This is a genomic window from Thiomicrorhabdus sp. Milos-T2, assembly GCF_000702325.1.
GTDB lineage: Bacteria > Pseudomonadota > Gammaproteobacteria > Thiomicrospirales > Thiomicrospiraceae > Thiomicrorhabdus.
Window position 1 is genome coordinate 473,203 of sequence record NZ_KL370891.1, and the last position, 19,881, is coordinate 493,083.

The following is a 19,881-nucleotide window of genomic DNA, read 5'->3' on the forward strand; positions in this document are numbered from 1 at the left end:
ATTAAGGTTATGGCGGTTGAAAAAACAGATTTATTAGCAACGGATATCGAAGGGTATTTACATCAACACGAAAACAAAGAACTATTACGTTTCATCACTTGCGGAAGTGTGGATGATGGTAAAAGTACCTTAATTGGTCGTTTATTACATGACAGTAAAATGATTTTTGAAGATCAGTTAGCTGCAATCAATAAAGATTCTAAAAAACACGGTACCACTGGCGAAGAAATTGATTTAGCGTTATTGGTTGATGGTCTTCAGTCTGAGCGTGAGCAAGGTATTACCATTGATGTGGCTTATCGTTTCTTTGCAACGGATAAGCGTAAATTTATCATTGCCGACACTCCAGGGCATGAACAATACACACGCAACATGGCCACGGGTGCCTCTACTGCAGATTTAGCCATTATCTTAATTGATGCACGTTACGGTGTACAAACCCAAACTCGTCGTCATTCTTATATTACCAGCCTGTTAGGCATTAAGCATATTGTGGTGGCGGTGAATAAGATGGATTTAGTCGACTTTAGTGAAGATCGTTTTAATGAAATTAAAACTCAATACATCGAATTTGCAAAAGAATTAGGCATTGAAAATCCAGTATTCAGTCCTGTTTCTGCTTTAACCGGTGATAACTTGGTAAATCCAAGTGACAATATGCCTTGGTTTAAAGAAGCCCCGTTAATGCAGTTGCTGGATACGATTGAAATTGGTGATTCAATTGATCATGATCATTTCCGTTTTCCTGTTCAATATGTGAATCGACCACATTTAGACTTTAGAGGATTCTGCGGAACCATTGCCGCTGGTGATATCTCAGTCGGTGACGAGATTACGGTTTTACCTTCGTTGAAGACATCAACGGTAAAACAAGTGATTCAGCCAGCGGTAAATGATGACATTATGGAAGTTGAATCGGCTTTTGCTCCTATGGCGATTACCTTAACGTTAAGTGATGAAATCGACATTAGTCGTGGTGACATGATTGTAAAAAGTTCAGATATTCCTGAAGTTGCTGATCAACTTGAAGTGATGTTGGTTTGGATGGATGAATCTTCGATGAAGCCTGGAACTGATTATCTAATCAAGCGTGCGACGAATGTCACTACAGGTCGTTTTACCGAAATTGATTACCGGGTTGACGTAAATACATTAGAAAAAAGTGCTACTGAAGTTTTAGAACTGAATGAAATCGCTTCTTGTCAATTAAGTGTAAATCAAAGAATTTCTTTTGACCCCTATTCAGATATTAAAGGAACAGGTTCTTTTATCGTAATAGATAAATATACCAATGTTACCTTAGCGGCGGGAATGATTGTGAAAAAATCTGAAACACAAACTAGTGGTGTTTCTGCTAAAGAATATAGTGCATTTGAAAAAGATTTAAATGCCTTAATTCGTCAGCACTATCCAGAGTGGCAATGCCAATCGATTGAAGACGTGTTGAGTGTTTGAGTAGTCTCGTGACCACCTGGTTAGTGTTTGGAACTATCATTGCCCTATTGGCCTTATTAGCAACAGGGAAGATACAGCCCTTTAAGTTATTTGGTGGATTAGTTTTTATTTACTATCTCTCTGGCTTAATCAGCTTAGAAGAGATGCTGGCTAATTTTGTGAACCCAGCATTGATTACCCTGATTGCCCTATTGTTGATCAGTTTTGTATTAGAAAAAACAAACTGGATTAGTTTAATCGCAAAAAAACTATTTGTTGTTAGCGAAAAGCAGTCCTATTTACGAATGGGAGTCTTAGTAGGATTAAGTTCCGCTTTTTTAAATAATACAGCAGTGGTAGCCACGCTATTATCCTCTGTCAAAAATAATCCATACCATGTGGCTTCTAAGTTATTAATTCCACTTTCGTATATGGCAATACTTGGTGGAACCTTAACGCTAGTGGGGACTTCAACTAATTTAATTATTAATGGTTTTGTGGTTCAAGCAGGCCTGCCAGAATTAGGTTTGTTTGATTTTTTATACGTTGGCTTGCCCTTACTCATGGTAGGAATGTTGATAATTGCGTTTATTAGCGCTCGGTTTTTACCTGAAATTGAAACAGATGATACCATAGCGGAACAATACTTTATTGAAGCCAAAATCTCCCCTGATTCAAAGGTGATTAATAACACTGTGCAAATGGCGGGTTTGAGAGAGCTAGGAAGCTTGTTTTTAGTACAAATTTATCGTAACGGCCAACTAATCAGCCCGGTATCACCAGACCAGGTGATTGAAGTGAATGACCGTTTATTATTTACAGGTGATATAAAAGAAGCACCTATATTATTAAAACAAGCAGGGCTTTTATTAGCAGGCAGTCGTTCTGAGATAGAACAATCGGACTTCGTTGAAGTCGTTTTATCTCACACTTCAAGCTTAATTGGTAACACCATTAAAGAGGCAGGTTTTCGTAATAAATTTGATGCAGCGGTGGTGGCTATTAAACGCGGTGGTCAAGAGTTGGGGAAACGCTTAGCGGATATTGAACTGCAACCAGGTGATACCTTAGTTTTAGCCACAGGAGCAGACTTTTATAAACGTGAAAACTTAAAACAAAACTTTTACTTTTATTCTGCAATAGAGTCCTTTAAACCACTTTCAAATACCAAAAGTTTAGCGGTAGGCCTAAGCTTTATTACCGTGTTGGGTTTAGCGGCATTTGAAATTATGCCCTTGCTCAAAGGCCTAATGATTTTACTGGCAGGGTTATTTGCTTTTAAGCTGATTACGTTTGCAGAAGTAAAGCGACGTTTTCCCTATGAATTGATGATTGTAATCGGCTCGGCGTTAGGGATTGCGACCGTTATGATGCATAGTGGCGTTTCTGAAATGGTAGCAAGTTGGGTCATGGGGCTGTTTTCTGGCTGGGGCGTTATGGGTAGCTTAATTGGTGTCTTTTTAATAACACTGTTATTAACAGAAGTGATTACTAATAATGCCTCAGCCGCCATAGGTTTTCCTATCGCTTTAGCGACATCGGAACTATTAGGCGTGAGTCCATGGCCATTTATAATGGTGGTCGCTTATGCGGCCAGTGCAAGCTTTATGACGCCTTATGGTTATCAAACTAATTTAATGGTGTATGGCCCAGGTAACTATCAGTTTAAACACTACATACAAGCAGGGTTACCGTTAACGATTGTTTATTCCATAGTTGTATTAATTTTAGTGCCGGTGTTTTTTCCGTTTTAAAATAAAAGAATAAAAAGAATGAATCAAAATATAGTCTGGCATGAACACCATGTCACCCAACAAGAACGTGCAAAGCTAAAGCAACAAACTCCTTGTATTCTTTGGTTTACCGGTCTAAGTGGCAGTGGCAAATCATCGGTAGCCAATGCGGTAGAAAACCTGTTGTTTAAAATGAATAAACACACCTATCTACTAGATGGAGACAATGTACGTCATGGTTTAAACAAAGGTCTCAGTTTTTCCGAAGAAGATCGTATTGAAAATATTCGTCGTGTCGGTGAAGTCGCCAAATTATTTAGTGATTCGGGTTTAATTGTTTTAACAGCCTTTATCTCACCTTTTGAAAGTGACCGTAATCTAGTCAGGGAAATGACCAGGCCTGGTGAGTTTATAGAAGTGTTTATTGATACCCCTTTAAACGTCTGTGAACAACGCGACCCGAAAGGACTATACAAAAAAGCACGTGCAGGCGAGATAAAAGATTTTACTGGAATAGACTCCCCTTACGAAGCACCCAGTAAACCGGAAATACAAATTAAAAACGATGGCATCAGTATCGAAACAGCAGCACAGAATGTCATCGACTATTTAAAAGAAAATAAATATATATAAGTCGGTCTATGGTTAATGGTCTTTTGTAGAGACAGTCCATTAACTAAAGACTAATGACCAGGGACTATTGAATGTTAGAAAAAATTAACGTACAAGAAATTATCACACTCGCCAAACAAGCTGGTGAAGCCATTATGGCCGTGTATGAAAAAGACTTTGAAGTCGAGTTTAAAACCGATCAGTCGCCTCTAACCGAAGCGGATAAAGCCGCACACCATATTATTGAACAAGGCCTGCTAAAGCTTGACCAACAAAACGGCACACAAATTCCCATTCTTTCTGAAGAAGGTAAAAACATTCCTTATGAAACCAGAAAAAACTGGGAATACTTCTGGTTGGTTGATCCAGTAGATGGCACAAAAGAGTTCGTTAAAAAGAACGGCGAGTTTACCGTTAATATTGCACTAATTCACAAAGACACGCCTGTATTAGGTGTTGTCTATGCGCCTGCATTAAATACGACCTACTGGGCAAAACAAGGTGAAGGTGCGTTTAAAGATGGACAAAAACTACCGTTAAAAACAGCACAACAACGAAAAACCTATAAAATCGTAGCCAGCCGCTCTCATATGTCACAAGAAACCAAAGACTTTATCGATGCTATTGAAACGAATAAAGAAAAAGAGCTGGTCTCAATTGGTAGTTCATTGAAAATCTGTTTAGTTGCGGAAGGTGAAGCAGATATTTACCCGCGATTAGGGCCAACTATGGAATGGGATACAGGTGCGGCACATGCGATTGTCAGTGAAGCGGGAATGCAGTTGCAAAAGTACGGTGATGAGATTTATTCCACTCATATTTATAATAAAGAAAATCTTTTAAATGATTGGTTTATAGTGTCGTGAGTAATATAGAAGTGTCAAGAACGATTGTTGTTACAGGTGGAGCTGGTTTTATTGGGTCTGCTGTTATACGTGAGCTTATCAATAATACACATCATATAGTTATTAATATTGATAAGTTGACTTATGCAGGTAATTTAGAATCATTAAAGTCAGTTGAAAATAGTGAAAGATATTTTTTTGAAAAAGTAGATATTTGCGATGTTTTGGGTGTGCAGAATATTTTTAACAAATATCAACCTAGTATCGTAATGCACCTTGCAGCTGAATCGCATGTGGATCGTTCTATTGATGGTCCAGGAGAGTTTATTCAAACTAATATAGTAGGAACTTATACCTTGCTGGAACAGGCACGAGAATACTGGAATCAGCTTGAAGGTGAGAAAAAAGCCAATTTTCGCTTTCATCATGTCTCTACGGATGAGGTTTATGGCGACTTGCCTCATCCTGATGAACTTAGTGAAACTGAGCGAAATACGCTTCCGATGTTTACAGAAGAAAATGCTTACGAGCCTAGCTCACCTTACTCGGCATCCAAAGCTGGAAGTGATCATTTAGTTCGAGCTTGGCATCGTACTTTCGGATTACCTGTTTTAGTTACAAACTGTTCTAATAATTATGGTCCATATCATTTCCCGGAAAAGTTGATTCCTCTTGTGATTTTGAATGCTTTGGAAGGTAAGGAATTACCAATTTATGGTAAAGGAAATCAAATTCGAGATTGGTTGTATGTTGAGGATCATGCAAGAGCTTTAATTAAAGTGGCAACAGAAGGCAAAATTGGCGAAACCTATAATATTGGTGGCCATAATGAAAAACAAAATGTCGAAGTCGTAAAAACAATCTGTTCTATTTTAGACGAGGTTAGACCAAAAGAAGCTAATTATGAAGAACAGATTATATATGTTGCCGATCGTCCAGGCCACGACATGCGTTATGCAATCGATGCAAGTAAGATTGAACGGGAGCTTGGTTGGAAACCAGTTGAAACTTTTGAATCAGGTATCCGTAAAACAGTTCAGTGGTACTTGGATAATCAGTTATGGTGTAAGCATGTCCAAGATGGAAGTTATCAACGAGAAAGATTAGGGAATAAATAATGAAAGGTATTATTTTAGCTGGCGGTTCTGGCACACGTTTATATCCCATTACCAAAGGGGTTTCAAAACAGCTGCTTCCGGTATATGACAAACCAATGATTTATTATCCCTTGTCTGTTTTAATGTTGGCGGGGATTCAAGACATCTTAATTATTACCACCCCTGAAGACCAAGAAGGTTTTCAGCGAATGTTAGGTGAGGGTGCAGAGTTAGGCATAAATTTGCAGTATGCTGTTCAGCCTAAGCCTGAAGGTTTAGCGCAAGCTTTTACCATTGGTGAAGACTTTATTGGTAATGACAATGTCTGTTTAGTGCTTGGCGACAATATCTTCTGGGGGCAGGGATTTACACCCATCCTTAAAAACGCAGCAGAACGTCCTAGTGGGGCGACTGTTTTTGGTTATCAAGTTAAAGCCCCAGAACGTTTTGGAGTGGTCGCATTTGATGAAAATAAAAAAGCCACGAGTATTGAAGAAAAACCTAAAAATCCAAAATCTAATTTTGCCGTGACCGGTTTGTATTTTTATGATAACGATGTTGTGCAAATGGCGAAAGAGGTTAAACCCAGTCATCGTGGTGAACTTGAAATTACCACCATTAATCAAATGTATATGGAACGTGGTGATTTAAATGTTGAGCTGTTGGGGCGTGGTTTTGCTTGGTTAGATACAGGAACCCACGAAAGCCTTTTAGAAGCCGCCATGTTTGTTGAAACCATCGAAAAACGCCAAGGCTATAAAATAGCCTGTTTAGAAGAAATCGCTTGGCGCAACGGTTGGCTCAGCAATGAACAAGTTGCGCATACCGCCCAATCTCTCAGTAAAAATGGTTATGGGAATTACTTGAATGGTCTTATAAGAAGTGATATTAAATGATTCCAGTCACTAAAGCCTACCTACCAAACAAAACTAAGTACCAAGAATATGTCGATCGTATTTTTGATTCTGCTTGGTTAACCAATAATGGTAGTCTATTGCAAACCCTTGAAAAGCGATTGGCAGAGCATTTAGGTGTAAAACACTTAATTTGTGTGGCAAACGGTTCTTTAGCACTTCAGTTGGCTTATAAAGCACTCGAGTTAAAAGGCGAAGTGATTACCTCGCCATTTAGCTTTGCCGCCACCACAAGTACCTTAGCTTGGGAAGGCCTAAAACCGGTATTTGCCGATATTCATCCAACCTGCTTTAACCTCGACCCAAATAATATCGAACCGCTGATAACCGAACACACCTCTGCCATTGTGCCAGTGCATGTGTTTGGCAACCCCTGTCAAGTTGAAACGATTCAGGAACTTGCCGACAAACATAATCTGAAGGTTATTTACGACGCCGCCCATGCGTTTGGTGTTAATTACACTGAGCAAAATGGCCAATCACAAATTGTATTGAATTATGGTGATATCAGTACCTTAAGTTTTCACGCCACCAAACTGTTTCACACCATAGAAGGTGGAGCCGTAATTACTAATGACGACGAACTTGCCAAAAAAATTCGATTATTAATTAACTTCGGTATCACTAGCCCAACCACCATCGAATCTGTTGGCACCAATGCCAAAATGAACGAATTTGAAGCAGCCATGGGCTTATGTGTTTTGGACGAAATCGACACTATACAAACCGAGCGCCAACGCATTTGGCAAACCTATCAACAAAAATTACCAGGTCTGGTAAAATTTCAACACTGGAACCCACAAAGTCAAAATAATCATGCCTATGCCCCTGTATTATTTGAAAGTGAAGAACAATTACTAAAAGTTGAAGCCAAGTTAAAAGAAAATAACATTCAACCAAGACGCTATTTTTATCCAAGTTTAGATACTCTTGATTATTTACACTCTAAGCAAGTTTGTGAAGTATCAAGAAGTGTCGCGAGTCGCATTTTATGTTTGCCAATTTATCCAGGACTGACTAAGTTAGAACAAGAAAAAATAATCAGCGTTATTAAGGATGTTTTATGAGTACAGAATTAAGTTTTTGTTTTAAGGGTAGTCGAAATTATGTGCAAGGAGCAGATATAGTAAGTGAATTATTAAAGCTGTTTGCTGATCAAAATATTAGTGATATTGATTTAAAGTTTAATGGCATTACTCAAACAAATCTTAGTCTGATGGAAGGGCTCGAAAACTTAGATGCAAAAGTGAACATTCGACTTAAAGAGGCGGGTGAAGAAAAAAGTTATCAATTGGTAGAGAATGATGAAACTATTGAATGTAGTTATGAATATGACGAAGATGAAATCATAACGAATTGTCAGTTAGATTTGGCAAATCAACAAATCATACTTAAACAATCAACGGGTTTTACCTTATGCGAAAACTTCGTAGCTATGAATAAATATTTGCTTCAAAGTCTGTTTTTAGAGGCTAAAGGCAAGTGGTATTTTACAAGACTGGAGCAGTCAAGAATTATTGAGGATGATGCTTTAATTACAGTTAGGTTAATTAAAAACTTCAATTTTCGATTAACGAAAAGTGATATTTTGGTAGGGAATGAATGTATCGGTAGTGTCTATTTCACGATGGTGAAGGAGTAAAATATGGTTGCTATTACTCATGTTGGGACTTATTTACCAGAAAAAAAAGTTTCAAATTTAGAGTTTTTAGAAAAGTTTGAAACAGATGAGAGTTTTATTCGCAATAAAATTGGGGTAGTGAGTCGCGCGAGAAAGGAAAAAGAAGAAAAAGCATCTGATCTATGTATTAAAGCTTATGAAAATCTAAATTCTAAAACACAGATTCAAGTAGCAGACATTGAATGTTGTGTTGTCGTAACACAAAATCCAGATTTTAATATTCCACATACATCTGCAATTGTTCATGGCGCTATTGGTTTACCTGAAACATGTGCGTGTTTTGATATTTCGCTTGGATGTTCTGGTTATGTTTATGGTTTATCGGTTATCAGTGCATTTATGCAAGCCAACGGCATGAGCAAAGGATTGTTGTTTACCGCAGACCCTTATTCAGACATTATTGATGAAAACGATAAAAATACAGCTTTAATTTTTGGTGATGGCGCTACGGTGACTTTATTGGAACAAAATCAACCAGGCCTGGTGCCTTTGGGGTTTGATTTTGGTTCAAAGGGTAAGGGCTATAAAAATCTTATCAACGAAGAAAAATTATTTATGAATGGGCGTGCAGTCTTTAACTTTACAGCCGCAACAGTTCCTATTTCCGTTAATAAACTGTTAGATAAATTAGATTTAACGAAGGAAGATATTGATCGCTGGTATTTACATCAAGGCAGTAAATATATTGTTGATACAATTAGCAACCGACTAGGATTAGACCAAGAAAAAGTCGTTTTTGATATGTATGAATATGGCAATACCGTTTCATCCTCAATTCCATTGCTATTGAGCAAAGATATTGAAACCATTAAGACCGGTCAAAAAATTGGTTTAAGTGGTTTTGGCGTGGGGCTATCTTGGGCTTCAATGGTCCTACAAAAAATGAATAGTTAAAATAAAAATTTAGTACAAAAGATAGGAAACTCAAAATGAGTACAGTTAACGTCAGTCAAATTTTAGAAGCAATTGAAAATGCAAATTTAGTTGCAGATGTTACGGCTTTAGATTTGGATAAGCCATTAAGAGACCAAGGTATAGATTCACTAGATTTTTCTGGTGTGCTTTTTAATGTTGAAGAGGCATTTGGTATTGAAATCCCTGATGATGATATTGATGGTATTCAAACCATTAATCAAATCGTAACTTATGTAAACGCTAAGGTTTAAACCAACATGTCTTCTGTTGATTTAAGAAAAGCGTATTCGTTATTAGATTTGCAAACAATCTTATCAAGTTTAGGCGTGAATTCAGCTTTAGAATCGTTAGAAGAGTTTGAAGTCAATGCTATTAGTGATGGCCGTATGCCAACCCCTAACAGCTTTTGTTTTATTGAAAAGGTAGGCAGTTTGGCGGCAGAGGAAAAAGTACTTTACCTCTCAAGTCAACCATTAGAGCATGCTAGTTTCTTAATGGTTGACGATCCACGTTACGCCTTTATTAAATTGTTATCCTATTTTGAAAATCAAAATTTGGCTTATAGCCTGTTGCCTAAAAACCGTGATTTAGGGATTCATACTTCAGCAATGATTCATCCTCGAGCGATTATAGAAAATGATGTTGTTGTTGGAAAACATACGATTGTCGCAGCAGGTTGTGTTCTTAAAAAGGGCACTGTTCTGGGTGATAATTGCATTGTGCGAGAGAATACTGTTATTGGTTGCGAAGGAATCACATTGTATAAAGCCCAAAATGGAGAGGTGTTACGTTTCCCTCATCTTTCGGGTGTTGAAATTGGTTCAAATGTAGAAATTGGTGCAAATAGCGTTATTGTGCGTGGAACTTTAAAGACTACAAAGATTGAAGATAATGTTGTTATCGGTAACTTGTGTAATATTGGTCATGGTGTAACTGTCAAAGATAAGGTATGGATGTCAGTTGGTACCTTAATTGGTGGAAACTGTTTAGTTGAGAAAAACTCTACGATTGGGCTAGGGGTATCCATTAAAGATAACCTTAATATCTCTGAAAATACATCAGTAGGAATGGGGTCAGTTGTAACTAAGTCAACTGATGAAAATACCAGCTATTTTGGGAGCCCTGCAAAACCCTTGAGGGGTTTAAAAACAGGACCGAAAAGATAAACTGTTATTGTCGAATATGCTATATCGTTAACAATAGCGTTCAAAAAGAAGTATGCCTTTGTATTTGCAATATTTAGGTGACGAGGCTTATGGTTTATTTTTTTGCGTTAATACAGGCCGGCCAGGTCAAATTTATTGAACTTAGGGCTGAGCCACAAAAATGACAAGTTGGCTATCACTTGTTTTGGTTTGTAAAAAAATTATAAAACAATTAACAGTGTCGAACAATAATTGCAAAAGCAAGATTTAACCAAGGTACAAATGAGCTTAACTTTAAAAACAACCACGGGTATCCTCTGGAATATGGCAGAGCTAGTCAGTAGACGGGGAGTCCAAGTACTTGTTACTCTGTTGCTTGCCTATTTTTTGTCACCAGAGGATTTTGGCCTAGTAGCGATGCTTACAGTGTTCTTAGCATTAGGTACAACCTTGATGGATTCAGGCCTTAAACAAGCATTAATCCGTTTGAAAACCCCGAATCAAAAAGACTTTGCAACTGCGTTTTATGCCAATATTTTTTTGGGGTTAGTCGCTTATGTGTTACTTTTTGTCTCAGCACCTCTCATCGCTCAGTTTTATCAAGAGCCTAGACTGATTGATCTGATTCGTGTTGTTAGTCTGGCTATTCTGTTCAGTTCGTTCCAAACGGTTCAAGTTGCCACTCTCAGTCGAGAGTTGAATTTTAAAGCCCAGTTAAAGGCAAATTTACCAGCTTCGATTTTGTCTGGTATTTTAGCAATTGTTTTAGCCTATTTAGATTTTGGTGTCTGGGCTTTAATCAGTCAGATGCTTGCTTCTGTACTTTTAATATCTATATTCTTGTGGATGCAAAGACTCTGGAGGCCAACATTAGAGTTTTCCAAGCAGTCGTTGGTAGAAATGTATCACTTTGGTTACAAACTTTTTTTGTCCAGTGTTATCGATACAGTTTTTAATAGTCTATATATTATCGTTATTGCTAAAGTTTTCAGTATTGCTACTGCTGGCCTGTACTTTTTTGCAGATAGAATAAAAGAAATGGTCGTTATGCAGCTTGTTATGGCTATTCAAAATGTGACTTACCCAGCACTTTCAACTAAGCAAGATGATCTAGTTCAGCTTAAAGCTTCATACAAAAAATTGGTCAAAGTTATGACCTTTTTACTTTTTCCAGTTTTTTTGTTTTTTGCCGCACTATCTCCATTGATCTTTGAGATGTTTCTACCAGATAAATGGAATGAAGCCAATTTGTACCTGCAATTAATGATTATAGCGTCTCTGCTGATTCCATTGCATTCTATCAACTTAAATATTCTTAAAGTATTAGGGCGGTCTGATCTTTTTTTGTTGTTAGAAATTGCAAAAAAAACATTGCTAGCCCTTATTTTATTTATATCCATAGACTATGGAATAATAGGGGTTCTTATTGGACAAATTGTTCAGTCTGTTTTGGGTTATTTTATAAATACTTACTTTACGAAAAGATTGATTGACTATACCATTTATGATCAGTTCAAAGATTTTTTACCAGGCCTGGTCCTTTCGGGTTTGATTGCAGGGATAATTTATTTTTTACAATTGGAATTGGATTGCATACCAGTTGTCGAACTGATTAGTTTTAGTGTGTTAGCTTTTTCCTTATATTTTTTGGGTGCATATTTACTTAGACTGCATGCTTTTGAATTGATCAAAGATCTATTAGAGAAAAAATTTAAAAAGAAGGTTGATATTTCATGAGGTATTTATTTTGTTGAGATATGTGGGGTTGCGGCTGCTTTAATGGTTTGAATACCATGCCATGTATCAATGGGATGGGAATTGGCCTCTTTGCGAAGATGCTGTTGGAGGCGTTTTTTTCTGTGGCGAATGTTCTTACGACTTAACCGCATACAAAGAGGTTTTAGGATTTATGAGAGGTAAGGTTGTTTGAGTATAGAATTGGCACCAATTGGCATTTCAGTATATTCACGTCTTGAACATCTTAAGAAAACAGTTGAGTCGCTACAAAAAAATGATTTAGCGAAAGACAGCGACATTTATTTCTTTTCAGATGCACCAAAATCAGGCGATGAAGCAAAAGTAGCCAACGTGCGTGATTATTTAAAAGGCGTAGCTGGATTTCGAAATATTACTGTTTTTGAACGAACGATGAATAATCGTGTTGTTAATAACCGCTCTGGCATGGACGATGTTCTTAGAATTTGTGGAAAAATGATTTTTCTAGAAGAGGATATTGTCACGGCTCCAGGTTTTTTACGGTTCATGAATGATGCTTTGGATTTTTATGAGAATGATGAAGGAATATTAAGTATTACCGGATATTGTCCGCCTATAAGAATAATAAATACATATAATAAGGATTTTTTTGTGTTGCCACGAAATTGTGCTTGGGGGATGGGGCTGTATCGAAGAACCCTTGATGTGATTAATCGTCCTATTGATAAAGCTGAATTTGAACAAGTTTCGAGACATAAAAGAATGCATGTTGCTGGTAGTGATGTAATGAGAATGGCACAAAAAGAGGCGGTAGGTTCATTGCAAGCAGGCGATGTAAGGTGTATGTATCATCAGTTGTTGAACTCTCAGTATACCGTTTACCCTCGCTATTCTCTTGTTCAAAATATTGGACATGATGGTAGTGGTGAACATTGTGGAAAAAGTAGTAAATTTCATCATATGAAGTTATGGGGCAAGACTGAGGGTTTTGTATTTGAAAAAAAACCTAAAGTAAACGAACAAATTAGAAAGGCAAATTTTAAGTTCAGAAGTGGTAGTTTAAAAAGTCAGTTGACCGAGCTTTCTAGAAAGGCCGGTATTTATCCTCTCTTAAAATCACTAAAAGATAAAATTAAATGAAGTCTCCTATATTCCTATTCTCTTTACCTCGTTCTGGTTCAACTTTACTCCAACGTGTTTTGATGTCGCACTCTCAAATAGCTAGCGTAGCCGAACCTTGGATAATGCTTCCGTTTAGTTATGCTTACAAACCAAATGGCGTTTTAACTGAATACAGTCATAACGTGTCATTTTCTGCGATAGAGGACTTTATTGATAACTTGCCCAATAAGGAGACTGATTATTATGAAGCACTTGGTGACTTTGCGAGCACTCTTTACCAAAAGCAATGTAAAAACAATGAAATTTATTTTCTGGACAAAACACCCAGATATTATTTAATTATTCCAGAAATATTTAAAGCGTTTCCTGATGCTAAGTTTATATTTTTATTTCGTAATCCTATTCATGTAATGAGCTCAATGATGCAAACATGGAGTAATGGAACATTTCGTAAAATGTACCATTTTGAACGTGATTTAAATTTAGGGCCTAAAGCTTTATCTGATGGCTTTCAGTTACTCGGTGACAAAGCACTAGCTATTCAGTATGAGCAATTTGTATCGGATCCAGCTATGCATGTAGAGAAAATCTGCCAATATCTCGATATAGAATTTGACGTGCAGATGCTTGAGTCTTTTGCAAACCAAGACACAAAAGGACGAATGGGGGATCCAAAGGGTGTTCACGACTACAAGTCGGTTAGCACGGGTTCTATTGATAAATGGAAGCTAACATTTGCTACAAAGTATAGAAAAAAATTAGCATTGAACTATTTTAAAAATATTGAAGATTCTGTTCTCTTGGCTCAAGGTTATAACAAGAAAGAACTGATTGATGAGATAGAAGATATACCAGCCAAACAATCTAAATTTCTATCGGATAGAATCGATGTCCTTTATTCAGTTTTTGTGCGTTATTTTAATCTCAACATATTTTTGGGTAAGGCCACAAAGAAATGGGTAAGAAGTAGGTATTTATCATGACCGTTCATTGTGACCAGTTAGTTACATATTTTTTAGACTATGAGTCTGGCATGTTAGTAGCTGATAGGAAAAGAAGAAAATATATATAGCTAGAACGTTTGAAGTTTAAGGCTTTGCAAGCAGGTATTGATTGGATTCTAAATACTTCCTGTTCTCATGAGCTATGCCAGAATGATCGTGAGAAAGTATTGCGTGAATTTGATAGTAAAGTGGTTGTACAAAAGTACATCCAGCTTTATAAAGACGTTTTGAATTAAAAAATTACCAGGCCTGGTAGGTCCTGAATAAGCATACTTGTTAAGCCTAATGAAGTTAGGTATCTAAATAAATATAAAAGATTGACTCTATGACAGATCTTAATAAAAATTATAGCACCACACGCTGTATGCAGAAGGTGGACGCAAACTTAGTCAACGCAGAAATAAAAGCAACACATAAGCCAGAAGACAAATTTGAAACCGTAGTTTTTTTACCAGAAGGCGAAGGGCGTCAAGGCGAGGGTGGTTTGCGTACTCAAGGCTACTTCAAAAAAAGTGAAAAAGATAAGCCTCTTATCACTATTGTTACGGTTGTTTACAACGGCGAACAATTTCTAGAAGAAACCATTCTTAGTGTCATTAACCAAACCTACGATAATGTTGAGTACATCATTATCGATGGCGGATCCTCTGATGGTACTCTTGATATTATCCGTAAATACGAACATGCTATTGATTACTGGGTTTCTGAACAAGATCTAGGTATCTATGATGCAATGAATAAGGGGATAACACTGTCAAAGGGTGATTATATTAACCTTCTAAATTCTGGAGACTATTATGGTCAGGACTATCTAAATGATATTTTTAGTAATGAAGTTCCAAATAATAATGTTGTTCTGTATTCCAATTATGTAAATGTTTATGAGCATCTAGATTTAGCCATAATAGTAAAACCAATCCAGAACTTTGAAAAAAATATGTCTATTTGTCATCAAACGATGTTTATTAGCAAGGATGTTTATGAAAAATTTGGTATTTACTGTTTAAAATATTCTTTGGCTTCGGACTATGAATATTTACTAAGAATGTATATAAGTGGAGTAGAATTCTTTAAGAATGAATCCATAGGCCTTTTTTTTAGAGTAGAAGGAGCAAGTCAATCTAACATGAAAAAGTCGATGATTGAGGCTTATAGGATTAATAAAAAGTATTTTGGGATTTGGAGTTTAGCAAACTTCAAATTTATCTTCAATAACGCTAGAGTTTTTTTTCTGTTTAAGATTAAAGCTATTCTAATGCTTGCAATTCGTGATGAGGCAATTCTTAAAATTGAATCTGACTGGTTGAGAAAAAAGTATGGTGATGATTGTGTAGCGAAAGGACAAGTTGATTCAGTGTTTAAAATACCAAAGTTTAAGTAAGGCTGTTCGTGACAGATACAAATTTAAATATACATAAGGGTGGTCTTCGTACTTTGGGTAAAGCTAAAAGTGACTCTTTTGAATTCTCTTTAATAACGATTATTACAGTAGTTTTTAACGGTGAAGAGCATATAGAAGACACCATCAAAAGTGTGCTCAAGCAATCATGGCCAAATGTTGAATACATTATTGTTGATGGCGGTTCTACCGACCGTACCTTAGATATTATCAAGTACTATGAACAACAGATAGATTACTGGGTGAGTGAATCAGATAATGGTATTTATGATGCAATGAATAAAGCCATATTATTGAGTTCAGGTGAGTTTATTTCATTAGTCAATGCAGATGATTTTTTGATGGATGATGCTTTGTCTGAAGCATTGAGTGTGGTCTCTTTAAAAACTGATGTACTGTTAACAAACGGAAATTTTCAAACTCTAACAGGGGATTATACCTACGAGTCTAATATTGATAAGTTAAAGTACACCATGTCAGTATTTCATCCTGGAATGATTGTGCGAAAAAGAGTTTATGAAAAAGTTGGTTTATATAGAACCGATCTGAAAATTGCTTCAGATTATGATTGGATTCTTCGTGCACATAATATGAATATTCAATGGCAGCATGCTAATGTTATTTATAGCACCATGAGAGAGGGAGGAATTTCTGCTGATTATGCTCTTGGCACTAAAGAAATGTATCAAATTCAAAGAGAATATACTCCGATTCTTGCCAAAATTTTATATTTTTTGAGAAGAGTAAAGGCTTACTTAGCAATTAGGCATTAGCATATATTATGAAAGTTATTTTATTCGGTTCGAGTGGTTTTGTAGGAAAGGCTTTATTGGATGTTTTGGTTGTACATGACCATCTTTCAATTACCTGTGTTACCAGAAATAAAGATAATACGTCTTTGAGAACTCAAACTAATTTAAGTTATATAGAATGTGATCTATTAAATCCTAAAATAGATTTTAGAAGTTTGATTTCTGGTTATGACTTTATTATTAATTGTGTGGGTGAGGTTGTTGATGAAGATCTTATGGAGTCTGTCAATTATAAGCTAGTTCAAAGTCTTGTAGATTGTATAGTCAACAATAATTTAAAAATTCGATTGATTCAACTGAGTAGTGTGGGTTGTTATGGAGCTGTTGAAGAAAGTCATGGCCATAAGACTATGATTACAGAAGAGTCCCAGCTCGTTCCACATGGTATGTATGAAGTTACCAAAGCACGAGCTGATATATATATTCAGAAGAGGTTAGATGGTTTAGATTGCGATGGTTCATATACTATCATTAGACCGACGATTGTTTTTGGACCTGATATGAAAAATAATTCTTTACGCCAGTTAGGGGTGTTAGTTAAAAAAGGTGTTTTTTTCTATACTGGAAAGCAAAACTCGATCGTTAATTACATTCATGTTGAAGATGTTGCTCAGTCCATTCTGCTTTGCATTCAAAAGAAGCTAGAGTCCAAAAACCAAGTGTTTATTGTTTCTAATGATTGTAGTCAAAAAGAATTAATTAATGGGATTGCTGATTGTTTTAAGGTTAAAAAACCTTTTATTAGGTTTCCTCGTAGATTTGTTTTTTTTATAACCAAAATTTTAGAGAAGTTTAGTCCATCATTTCCGTTGACGCAAAGTAGAGTTCGCTATCTATCTTCTCAAATTCATTATTCAAATTCAAAAATACAAAAACAGCTGGATTTTTATCCCGCTAAGAATGTTGAAGATCATATTTGTCAGGTTTATGAAAAATGAGTATTAAAATTTGTAGAGTATCTACGGTGCCTTTTTTTGTAAATACGCAGCTAGAAAGTCAAATAAAATCAATAAGAATTGCTGGATACGATGTTTCTGTGGCTTGCTCAGAAGGACAATTGACCCTCGATGGCATAAATCATCATGTTGTGAAAATTAAACGACCCATTGCACCGATTTCTGATTTGCTTTCATGCATTAAACTCTACAGTCTATTCAGAAAAGATTGTTTTCAAGTTGTGCATTCAACTACGCCAAAAGCCGGACTTTTAACGGCTTTATCAGGCTTTTTTGCCAGAACGCCTGTCAGACTTCATACATTTACCGGACAAGCATGGGCGGAGTCTTCAGGCTTTAAAAGAGTATTATTGAAAAGCCTGGATAAATTGGTTGTTAAGCTTAATACTCATGTTTATGCAGATAGTCCAAGTCAAATGGATTTTTTAATTCAGCAAAAAATTGCCTTGCCTAATCAAATTAGTTGTTTAGGAAAAGGCTCTTTGGCTGGCGTGAATTTAAGTAGATTTAAGCCCACTTTGGATGGTTGTGTAAATTCAAGAAGAAAATATGGTATTGAGGAAGATGTTTTTGTTTTTTTATTTTTAGGTAGGCTTACTAAAGATAAAGGAGTTATCGAACTAATTCATGCATTCGAAAATCTCAGTGATACAAATTCCAAATTTTGTTTGCTTTTAGTAGGCCCTCTGGAGGAGACTTTAGAGGGTTTTATTAGTGAAGTTAAAGCTTCCAAAGCAGATAATCTGTTATTTTTTGATTTTTCACCTAACCCTGAAGAATTCTATGAACTTGCTGATGTTATGGTTTTACCAAGTTATCGAGAAGGTTTTGGAACAACAGTCATAGAAGCTGCTGCAATGGGTGTTCCAACTATTGGATCAAATATATATGGTTTAAGTGATGCTATTGAAAATAATAAAACAGGCATATTAGTAGAGCCTAAGAATGTTGATGATTTATCTAAGGCAATGCAGTTTTTAATAGATGATAAAGTAGAAGTGGAAAGACTTGGTAATAATGCTAGAGAAAGAGCTTATAAAGACTTTTCTGCTGATTATGTAAATCAGTTGGTAATAGATGAATATACACGGTTATTAGGTGCCCAAATACAATGAATTATTTAATAACTGGTGCAACAGGGTTTGTTGGTCAAGCACTTGTTAAGCAATTACAATCTGACAACAGTAACATTACCGCGATTCTTAGACAGCCTTTAGAATTATTAAATGCCCATGCAGATGTGGTGATTGGTGATTTGTCTACTATGGTGGGTTTTTTCGATGTCTTGCATAATCAAGAGGTTGTAATTCATTTAGCCGCTCGCGTTCACATGATGAATGATGACCCTAAAAGTTCGTTAGTTGCTTATCGACAATTAAACACTGATGTTACTGTAAACTTGGCTCGTCAAGCATCTAAAGCTGGTGTTAAACGGTTTGTGTTTTTGAGTTCGATTAAGGTGAATGGTGAATTTACCAGGCCTGGTAATTCTTTTTTGCCTGATGATAAATATATTCCTACCAATCCTTATGGATTATCTAAATATGAGGCTGAACAGGGCTTATTGAAAATTGCTGAAGAGACAGGTATGGAAGTGGTGATTATTCGACCTCCATTAGTTTATGGACCTGGTGTTAAGGCTAATTTTGCTTCTATGATGAATTGGGTTAATAAGGGAGTACCTTTGCCATTTGGTGCAGTTCACAATAAACGTTCTTTAGTGGCTTTAGATAACTTGGTTGATTTTATTGCTTTATGTGCCGATAGAGAAAAGTCACCAAAAGCGGCGAATCAGGTTTTTTTGATTTCGGATGGTGAGGATGTTTCTACGACTCAGTTATTACAAAAAGTAGCTAAAGCGTTTAATAAAAAAGCTAGATTGCTTCCCATACCTGTTGGGTTAATGATTTTTATGGCTAAGTTATTGGGTAAAGGTGTTGTGGCCAATCGGCTGTTTGGATCTTTGCAAGTAGATAGTTCTAAAGCTCGTGTTTTACTTGATTGGAAACCTGTTACCACTATGGATGAGCAACTAAAGAAAACCGCTGAGTCATTTAAAAACAATCACGAAGACACGAAACGAAGAACTCGGCTGTAGAGACGAGAAAACACGAAGTTAATAAATACATGCATCCCAAAAAAAATTGCGGATGGGCATACCAGGCCTGGTGTGCTATTGTGTGGATATCGATTCGTTACTACGAGGCGACGTGGCAATCCATTGCACCCGGCAGAGTATCTAGTAAGACGTTGACTATGGGTTACGTCGCTTTGTTCTCGTCTCTGCAGCCTAGTTATTCGTTTCGTAATGAATAATAATTTGGTTTTTGGCTCTACAACTGAGTACTTTGCTGGAATGATAACAAGGCGACATTATAAAACTATTCCGTCATTATCCAGGTTGACTGGATAATCTTTTGTTTGTAATGTGAGATCCTCTGGTCAAGCCAGAGGATGACAGCTTTTGGGTGTACGTGACGTGACGTGGGTTCAATA

Annotated in this window: 19 protein-coding genes; all 19 read left to right on the forward strand. The window is 36.5% G+C overall.

Annotation, left to right across the window (positions count from 1 at the left end; all coding sequences use genetic code 11):
* Positions 1 to 9 precede the first annotated feature (9 nt).
* Positions 10 to 1,455, forward strand: coding sequence for a sulfate adenylyltransferase subunit CysN (cysN, locus tag BS34_RS0102020; protein WP_029406888.1), 1,446 nt, complete (start codon positions 10 to 12; stop codon positions 1,453 to 1,455).
* An 8-nt stretch (positions 1,456 to 1,463) separates the two neighbouring features.
* The gene (locus tag BS34_RS0102025) at positions 1,464 to 3,188 is read left to right on the forward strand and encodes an SLC13 family permease (RefSeq protein WP_029406889.1); all 1,725 of its coding nucleotides are present in this window, start codon (positions 1,464 to 1,466) and stop codon (positions 3,186 to 3,188) included.
* A gap of 9 nt (positions 3,189 to 3,197) precedes the next feature.
* Positions 3,198 to 3,800 (forward strand): adenylyl-sulfate kinase, encoded by a 603-nt coding sequence (gene cysC / locus BS34_RS0102030; protein ID WP_233993190.1) that lies wholly within the window; start codon positions 3,198 to 3,200, stop codon positions 3,798 to 3,800.
* Between the two features lie 71 nt (positions 3,801 to 3,871).
* The gene (cysQ, locus tag BS34_RS0102035) at positions 3,872 to 4,645 is read left to right on the forward strand and encodes a 3'(2'),5'-bisphosphate nucleotidase CysQ (protein WP_029406891.1); all 774 of its coding nucleotides are present in this window, start codon (positions 3,872 to 3,874) and stop codon (positions 4,643 to 4,645) included.
* The gene (gene rfbB, locus BS34_RS0102040; RefSeq protein ID WP_369699480.1) at positions 4,642 to 5,742 is read left to right on the forward strand and encodes a dTDP-glucose 4,6-dehydratase; all 1,101 of its coding nucleotides are present in this window, start codon (positions 4,642 to 4,644) and stop codon (positions 5,740 to 5,742) included. The genes cysQ and rfbB overlap by 4 nt, the downstream gene beginning before the upstream one ends.
* Positions 5,742 to 6,617, forward strand: coding sequence for a glucose-1-phosphate thymidylyltransferase RfbA (gene rfbA / locus BS34_RS0102045; protein WP_029406893.1), 876 nt, complete (start codon positions 5,742 to 5,744; stop codon positions 6,615 to 6,617). The genes rfbB and rfbA overlap by 1 nt, the downstream gene beginning before the upstream one ends.
* Positions 6,614 to 7,702 carry a DegT/DnrJ/EryC1/StrS family aminotransferase gene (locus BS34_RS0102050; protein ID WP_029406894.1) on the forward strand — a complete coding sequence of 363 codons (1,089 nt, stop codon included), beginning with the start codon at positions 6,614 to 6,616 and terminating at the stop codon, positions 7,700 to 7,702. Before rfbA ends, BS34_RS0102050 begins: the two co-directional genes overlap by 4 nt.
* On the forward strand, positions 7,699 to 8,277 hold the full coding sequence (locus tag BS34_RS0102055) for a hypothetical protein (RefSeq protein ID WP_029406895.1): 579 nt from the start codon (positions 7,699 to 7,701) through the stop codon (positions 8,275 to 8,277). The genes BS34_RS0102050 and BS34_RS0102055 overlap by 4 nt, the downstream gene beginning before the upstream one ends.
* A 3-nt stretch (positions 8,278 to 8,280) precedes the next feature.
* Positions 8,281 to 9,210, forward strand: a complete 930-nt coding sequence (locus BS34_RS0102060) for a ketoacyl-ACP synthase III (RefSeq protein ID WP_029406896.1) — start codon at positions 8,281 to 8,283, stop codon at positions 9,208 to 9,210.
* A gap of 35 nt (positions 9,211 to 9,245) precedes the next feature.
* Complete coding sequence (locus tag BS34_RS0102065) at positions 9,246 to 9,482, forward strand: acyl carrier protein (RefSeq protein ID WP_051640636.1); 237 nt, start codon at positions 9,246 to 9,248, stop codon at positions 9,480 to 9,482.
* A 6-nt stretch (positions 9,483 to 9,488) separates the two neighbouring features.
* Positions 9,489 to 10,397, forward strand: coding sequence for a DapH/DapD/GlmU-related protein (locus tag BS34_RS0102070; RefSeq protein ID WP_029406898.1), 909 nt, complete (start codon positions 9,489 to 9,491; stop codon positions 10,395 to 10,397).
* A 231-nt stretch (positions 10,398 to 10,628) separates the two neighbouring features.
* Complete coding sequence (locus BS34_RS0102075) at positions 10,629 to 12,113, forward strand: lipopolysaccharide biosynthesis protein (RefSeq protein ID WP_233993123.1); 1,485 nt, start codon at positions 10,629 to 10,631, stop codon at positions 12,111 to 12,113.
* Positions 12,114 to 12,302: 189 nt separating this feature from the next.
* Complete coding sequence (locus BS34_RS0102085) at positions 12,303 to 13,232, forward strand: hypothetical protein (RefSeq protein ID WP_029406900.1); 930 nt, start codon at positions 12,303 to 12,305, stop codon at positions 13,230 to 13,232.
* On the forward strand, positions 13,229 to 14,197 hold the full coding sequence (locus BS34_RS0102090; RefSeq protein WP_029406901.1) for a sulfotransferase family protein: 969 nt from the start codon (positions 13,229 to 13,231) through the stop codon (positions 14,195 to 14,197). The genes BS34_RS0102085 and BS34_RS0102090 overlap by 4 nt, the downstream gene beginning before the upstream one ends.
* Positions 14,198 to 14,543: 346 nt before the next feature.
* Positions 14,544 to 15,599 (forward strand): glycosyltransferase family 2 protein, encoded by a 1,056-nt coding sequence (locus BS34_RS0102095; RefSeq protein WP_051640637.1) that lies wholly within the window; start codon positions 14,544 to 14,546, stop codon positions 15,597 to 15,599.
* 8 nt (positions 15,600 to 15,607) lie between these two features.
* Complete coding sequence (locus BS34_RS0102100; protein ID WP_051640638.1) at positions 15,608 to 16,390, forward strand: glycosyltransferase family 2 protein; 783 nt, start codon at positions 15,608 to 15,610, stop codon at positions 16,388 to 16,390.
* An 8-nt stretch (positions 16,391 to 16,398) separates the two neighbouring features.
* The gene (locus tag BS34_RS0102105) at positions 16,399 to 17,367 is read left to right on the forward strand and encodes an NAD-dependent epimerase/dehydratase family protein (protein WP_029406904.1); all 969 of its coding nucleotides are present in this window, start codon (positions 16,399 to 16,401) and stop codon (positions 17,365 to 17,367) included.
* Complete coding sequence (locus BS34_RS0102110) at positions 17,364 to 18,500, forward strand: glycosyltransferase family 4 protein (protein ID WP_029406905.1); 1,137 nt, start codon at positions 17,364 to 17,366, stop codon at positions 18,498 to 18,500. The genes BS34_RS0102105 and BS34_RS0102110 overlap by 4 nt, the downstream gene beginning before the upstream one ends.
* Positions 18,497 to 19,483, forward strand: coding sequence for a UDP-glucose 4-epimerase family protein (locus BS34_RS0102115; protein ID WP_029406906.1), 987 nt, complete (start codon positions 18,497 to 18,499; stop codon positions 19,481 to 19,483). Before BS34_RS0102110 ends, BS34_RS0102115 begins: the two co-directional genes overlap by 4 nt.
* Positions 19,484 to 19,881 lie beyond the last annotated feature (398 nt).

Excerpts from the sequence above, each read along its gene's own strand:
- cysN (WP_029406888.1), top strand. The coding sequence starts at position 10 with ATGGCGGTTGAAAAAACAGATTTATTAGCAACGGATATCGAAGGGTAT.
- cysQ (WP_029406891.1), top strand. The coding sequence starts at position 3,872 with ATGTTAGAAAAAATTAACGTACAAGAAATTATCACACTCGCCAAACAA.
- rfbA (WP_029406893.1), top strand. The coding sequence starts at position 5,742 with ATGAAAGGTATTATTTTAGCTGGCGGTTCTGGCACACGTTTATATCCC.
- BS34_RS0102050 (WP_029406894.1), top strand. The coding sequence starts at position 6,614 with ATGATTCCAGTCACTAAAGCCTACCTACCAAACAAAACTAAGTACCAA.
- BS34_RS0102055 (WP_029406895.1), top strand. The coding sequence starts at position 7,699 with ATGAGTACAGAATTAAGTTTTTGTTTTAAGGGTAGTCGAAATTATGTG.
- BS34_RS0102060 (WP_029406896.1), top strand. The coding sequence starts at position 8,281 with ATGGTTGCTATTACTCATGTTGGGACTTATTTACCAGAAAAAAAAGTT.
- BS34_RS0102065 (WP_051640636.1), top strand. The coding sequence starts at position 9,246 with ATGAGTACAGTTAACGTCAGTCAAATTTTAGAAGCAATTGAAAATGCA.
- BS34_RS0102070 (WP_029406898.1), top strand. The coding sequence starts at position 9,489 with ATGTCTTCTGTTGATTTAAGAAAAGCGTATTCGTTATTAGATTTGCAA.
- BS34_RS0102090 (WP_029406901.1), top strand. The coding sequence starts at position 13,229 with ATGAAGTCTCCTATATTCCTATTCTCTTTACCTCGTTCTGGTTCAACT.
- BS34_RS0102095 (WP_051640637.1), top strand. The coding sequence starts at position 14,544 with ATGACAGATCTTAATAAAAATTATAGCACCACACGCTGTATGCAGAAG.
- BS34_RS0102105 (WP_029406904.1), top strand. The coding sequence starts at position 16,399 with ATGAAAGTTATTTTATTCGGTTCGAGTGGTTTTGTAGGAAAGGCTTTA.
- BS34_RS0102110 (WP_029406905.1), top strand. The coding sequence starts at position 17,364 with ATGAGTATTAAAATTTGTAGAGTATCTACGGTGCCTTTTTTTGTAAAT.
- BS34_RS0102115 (WP_029406906.1), top strand. The coding sequence starts at position 18,497 with ATGAATTATTTAATAACTGGTGCAACAGGGTTTGTTGGTCAAGCACTT.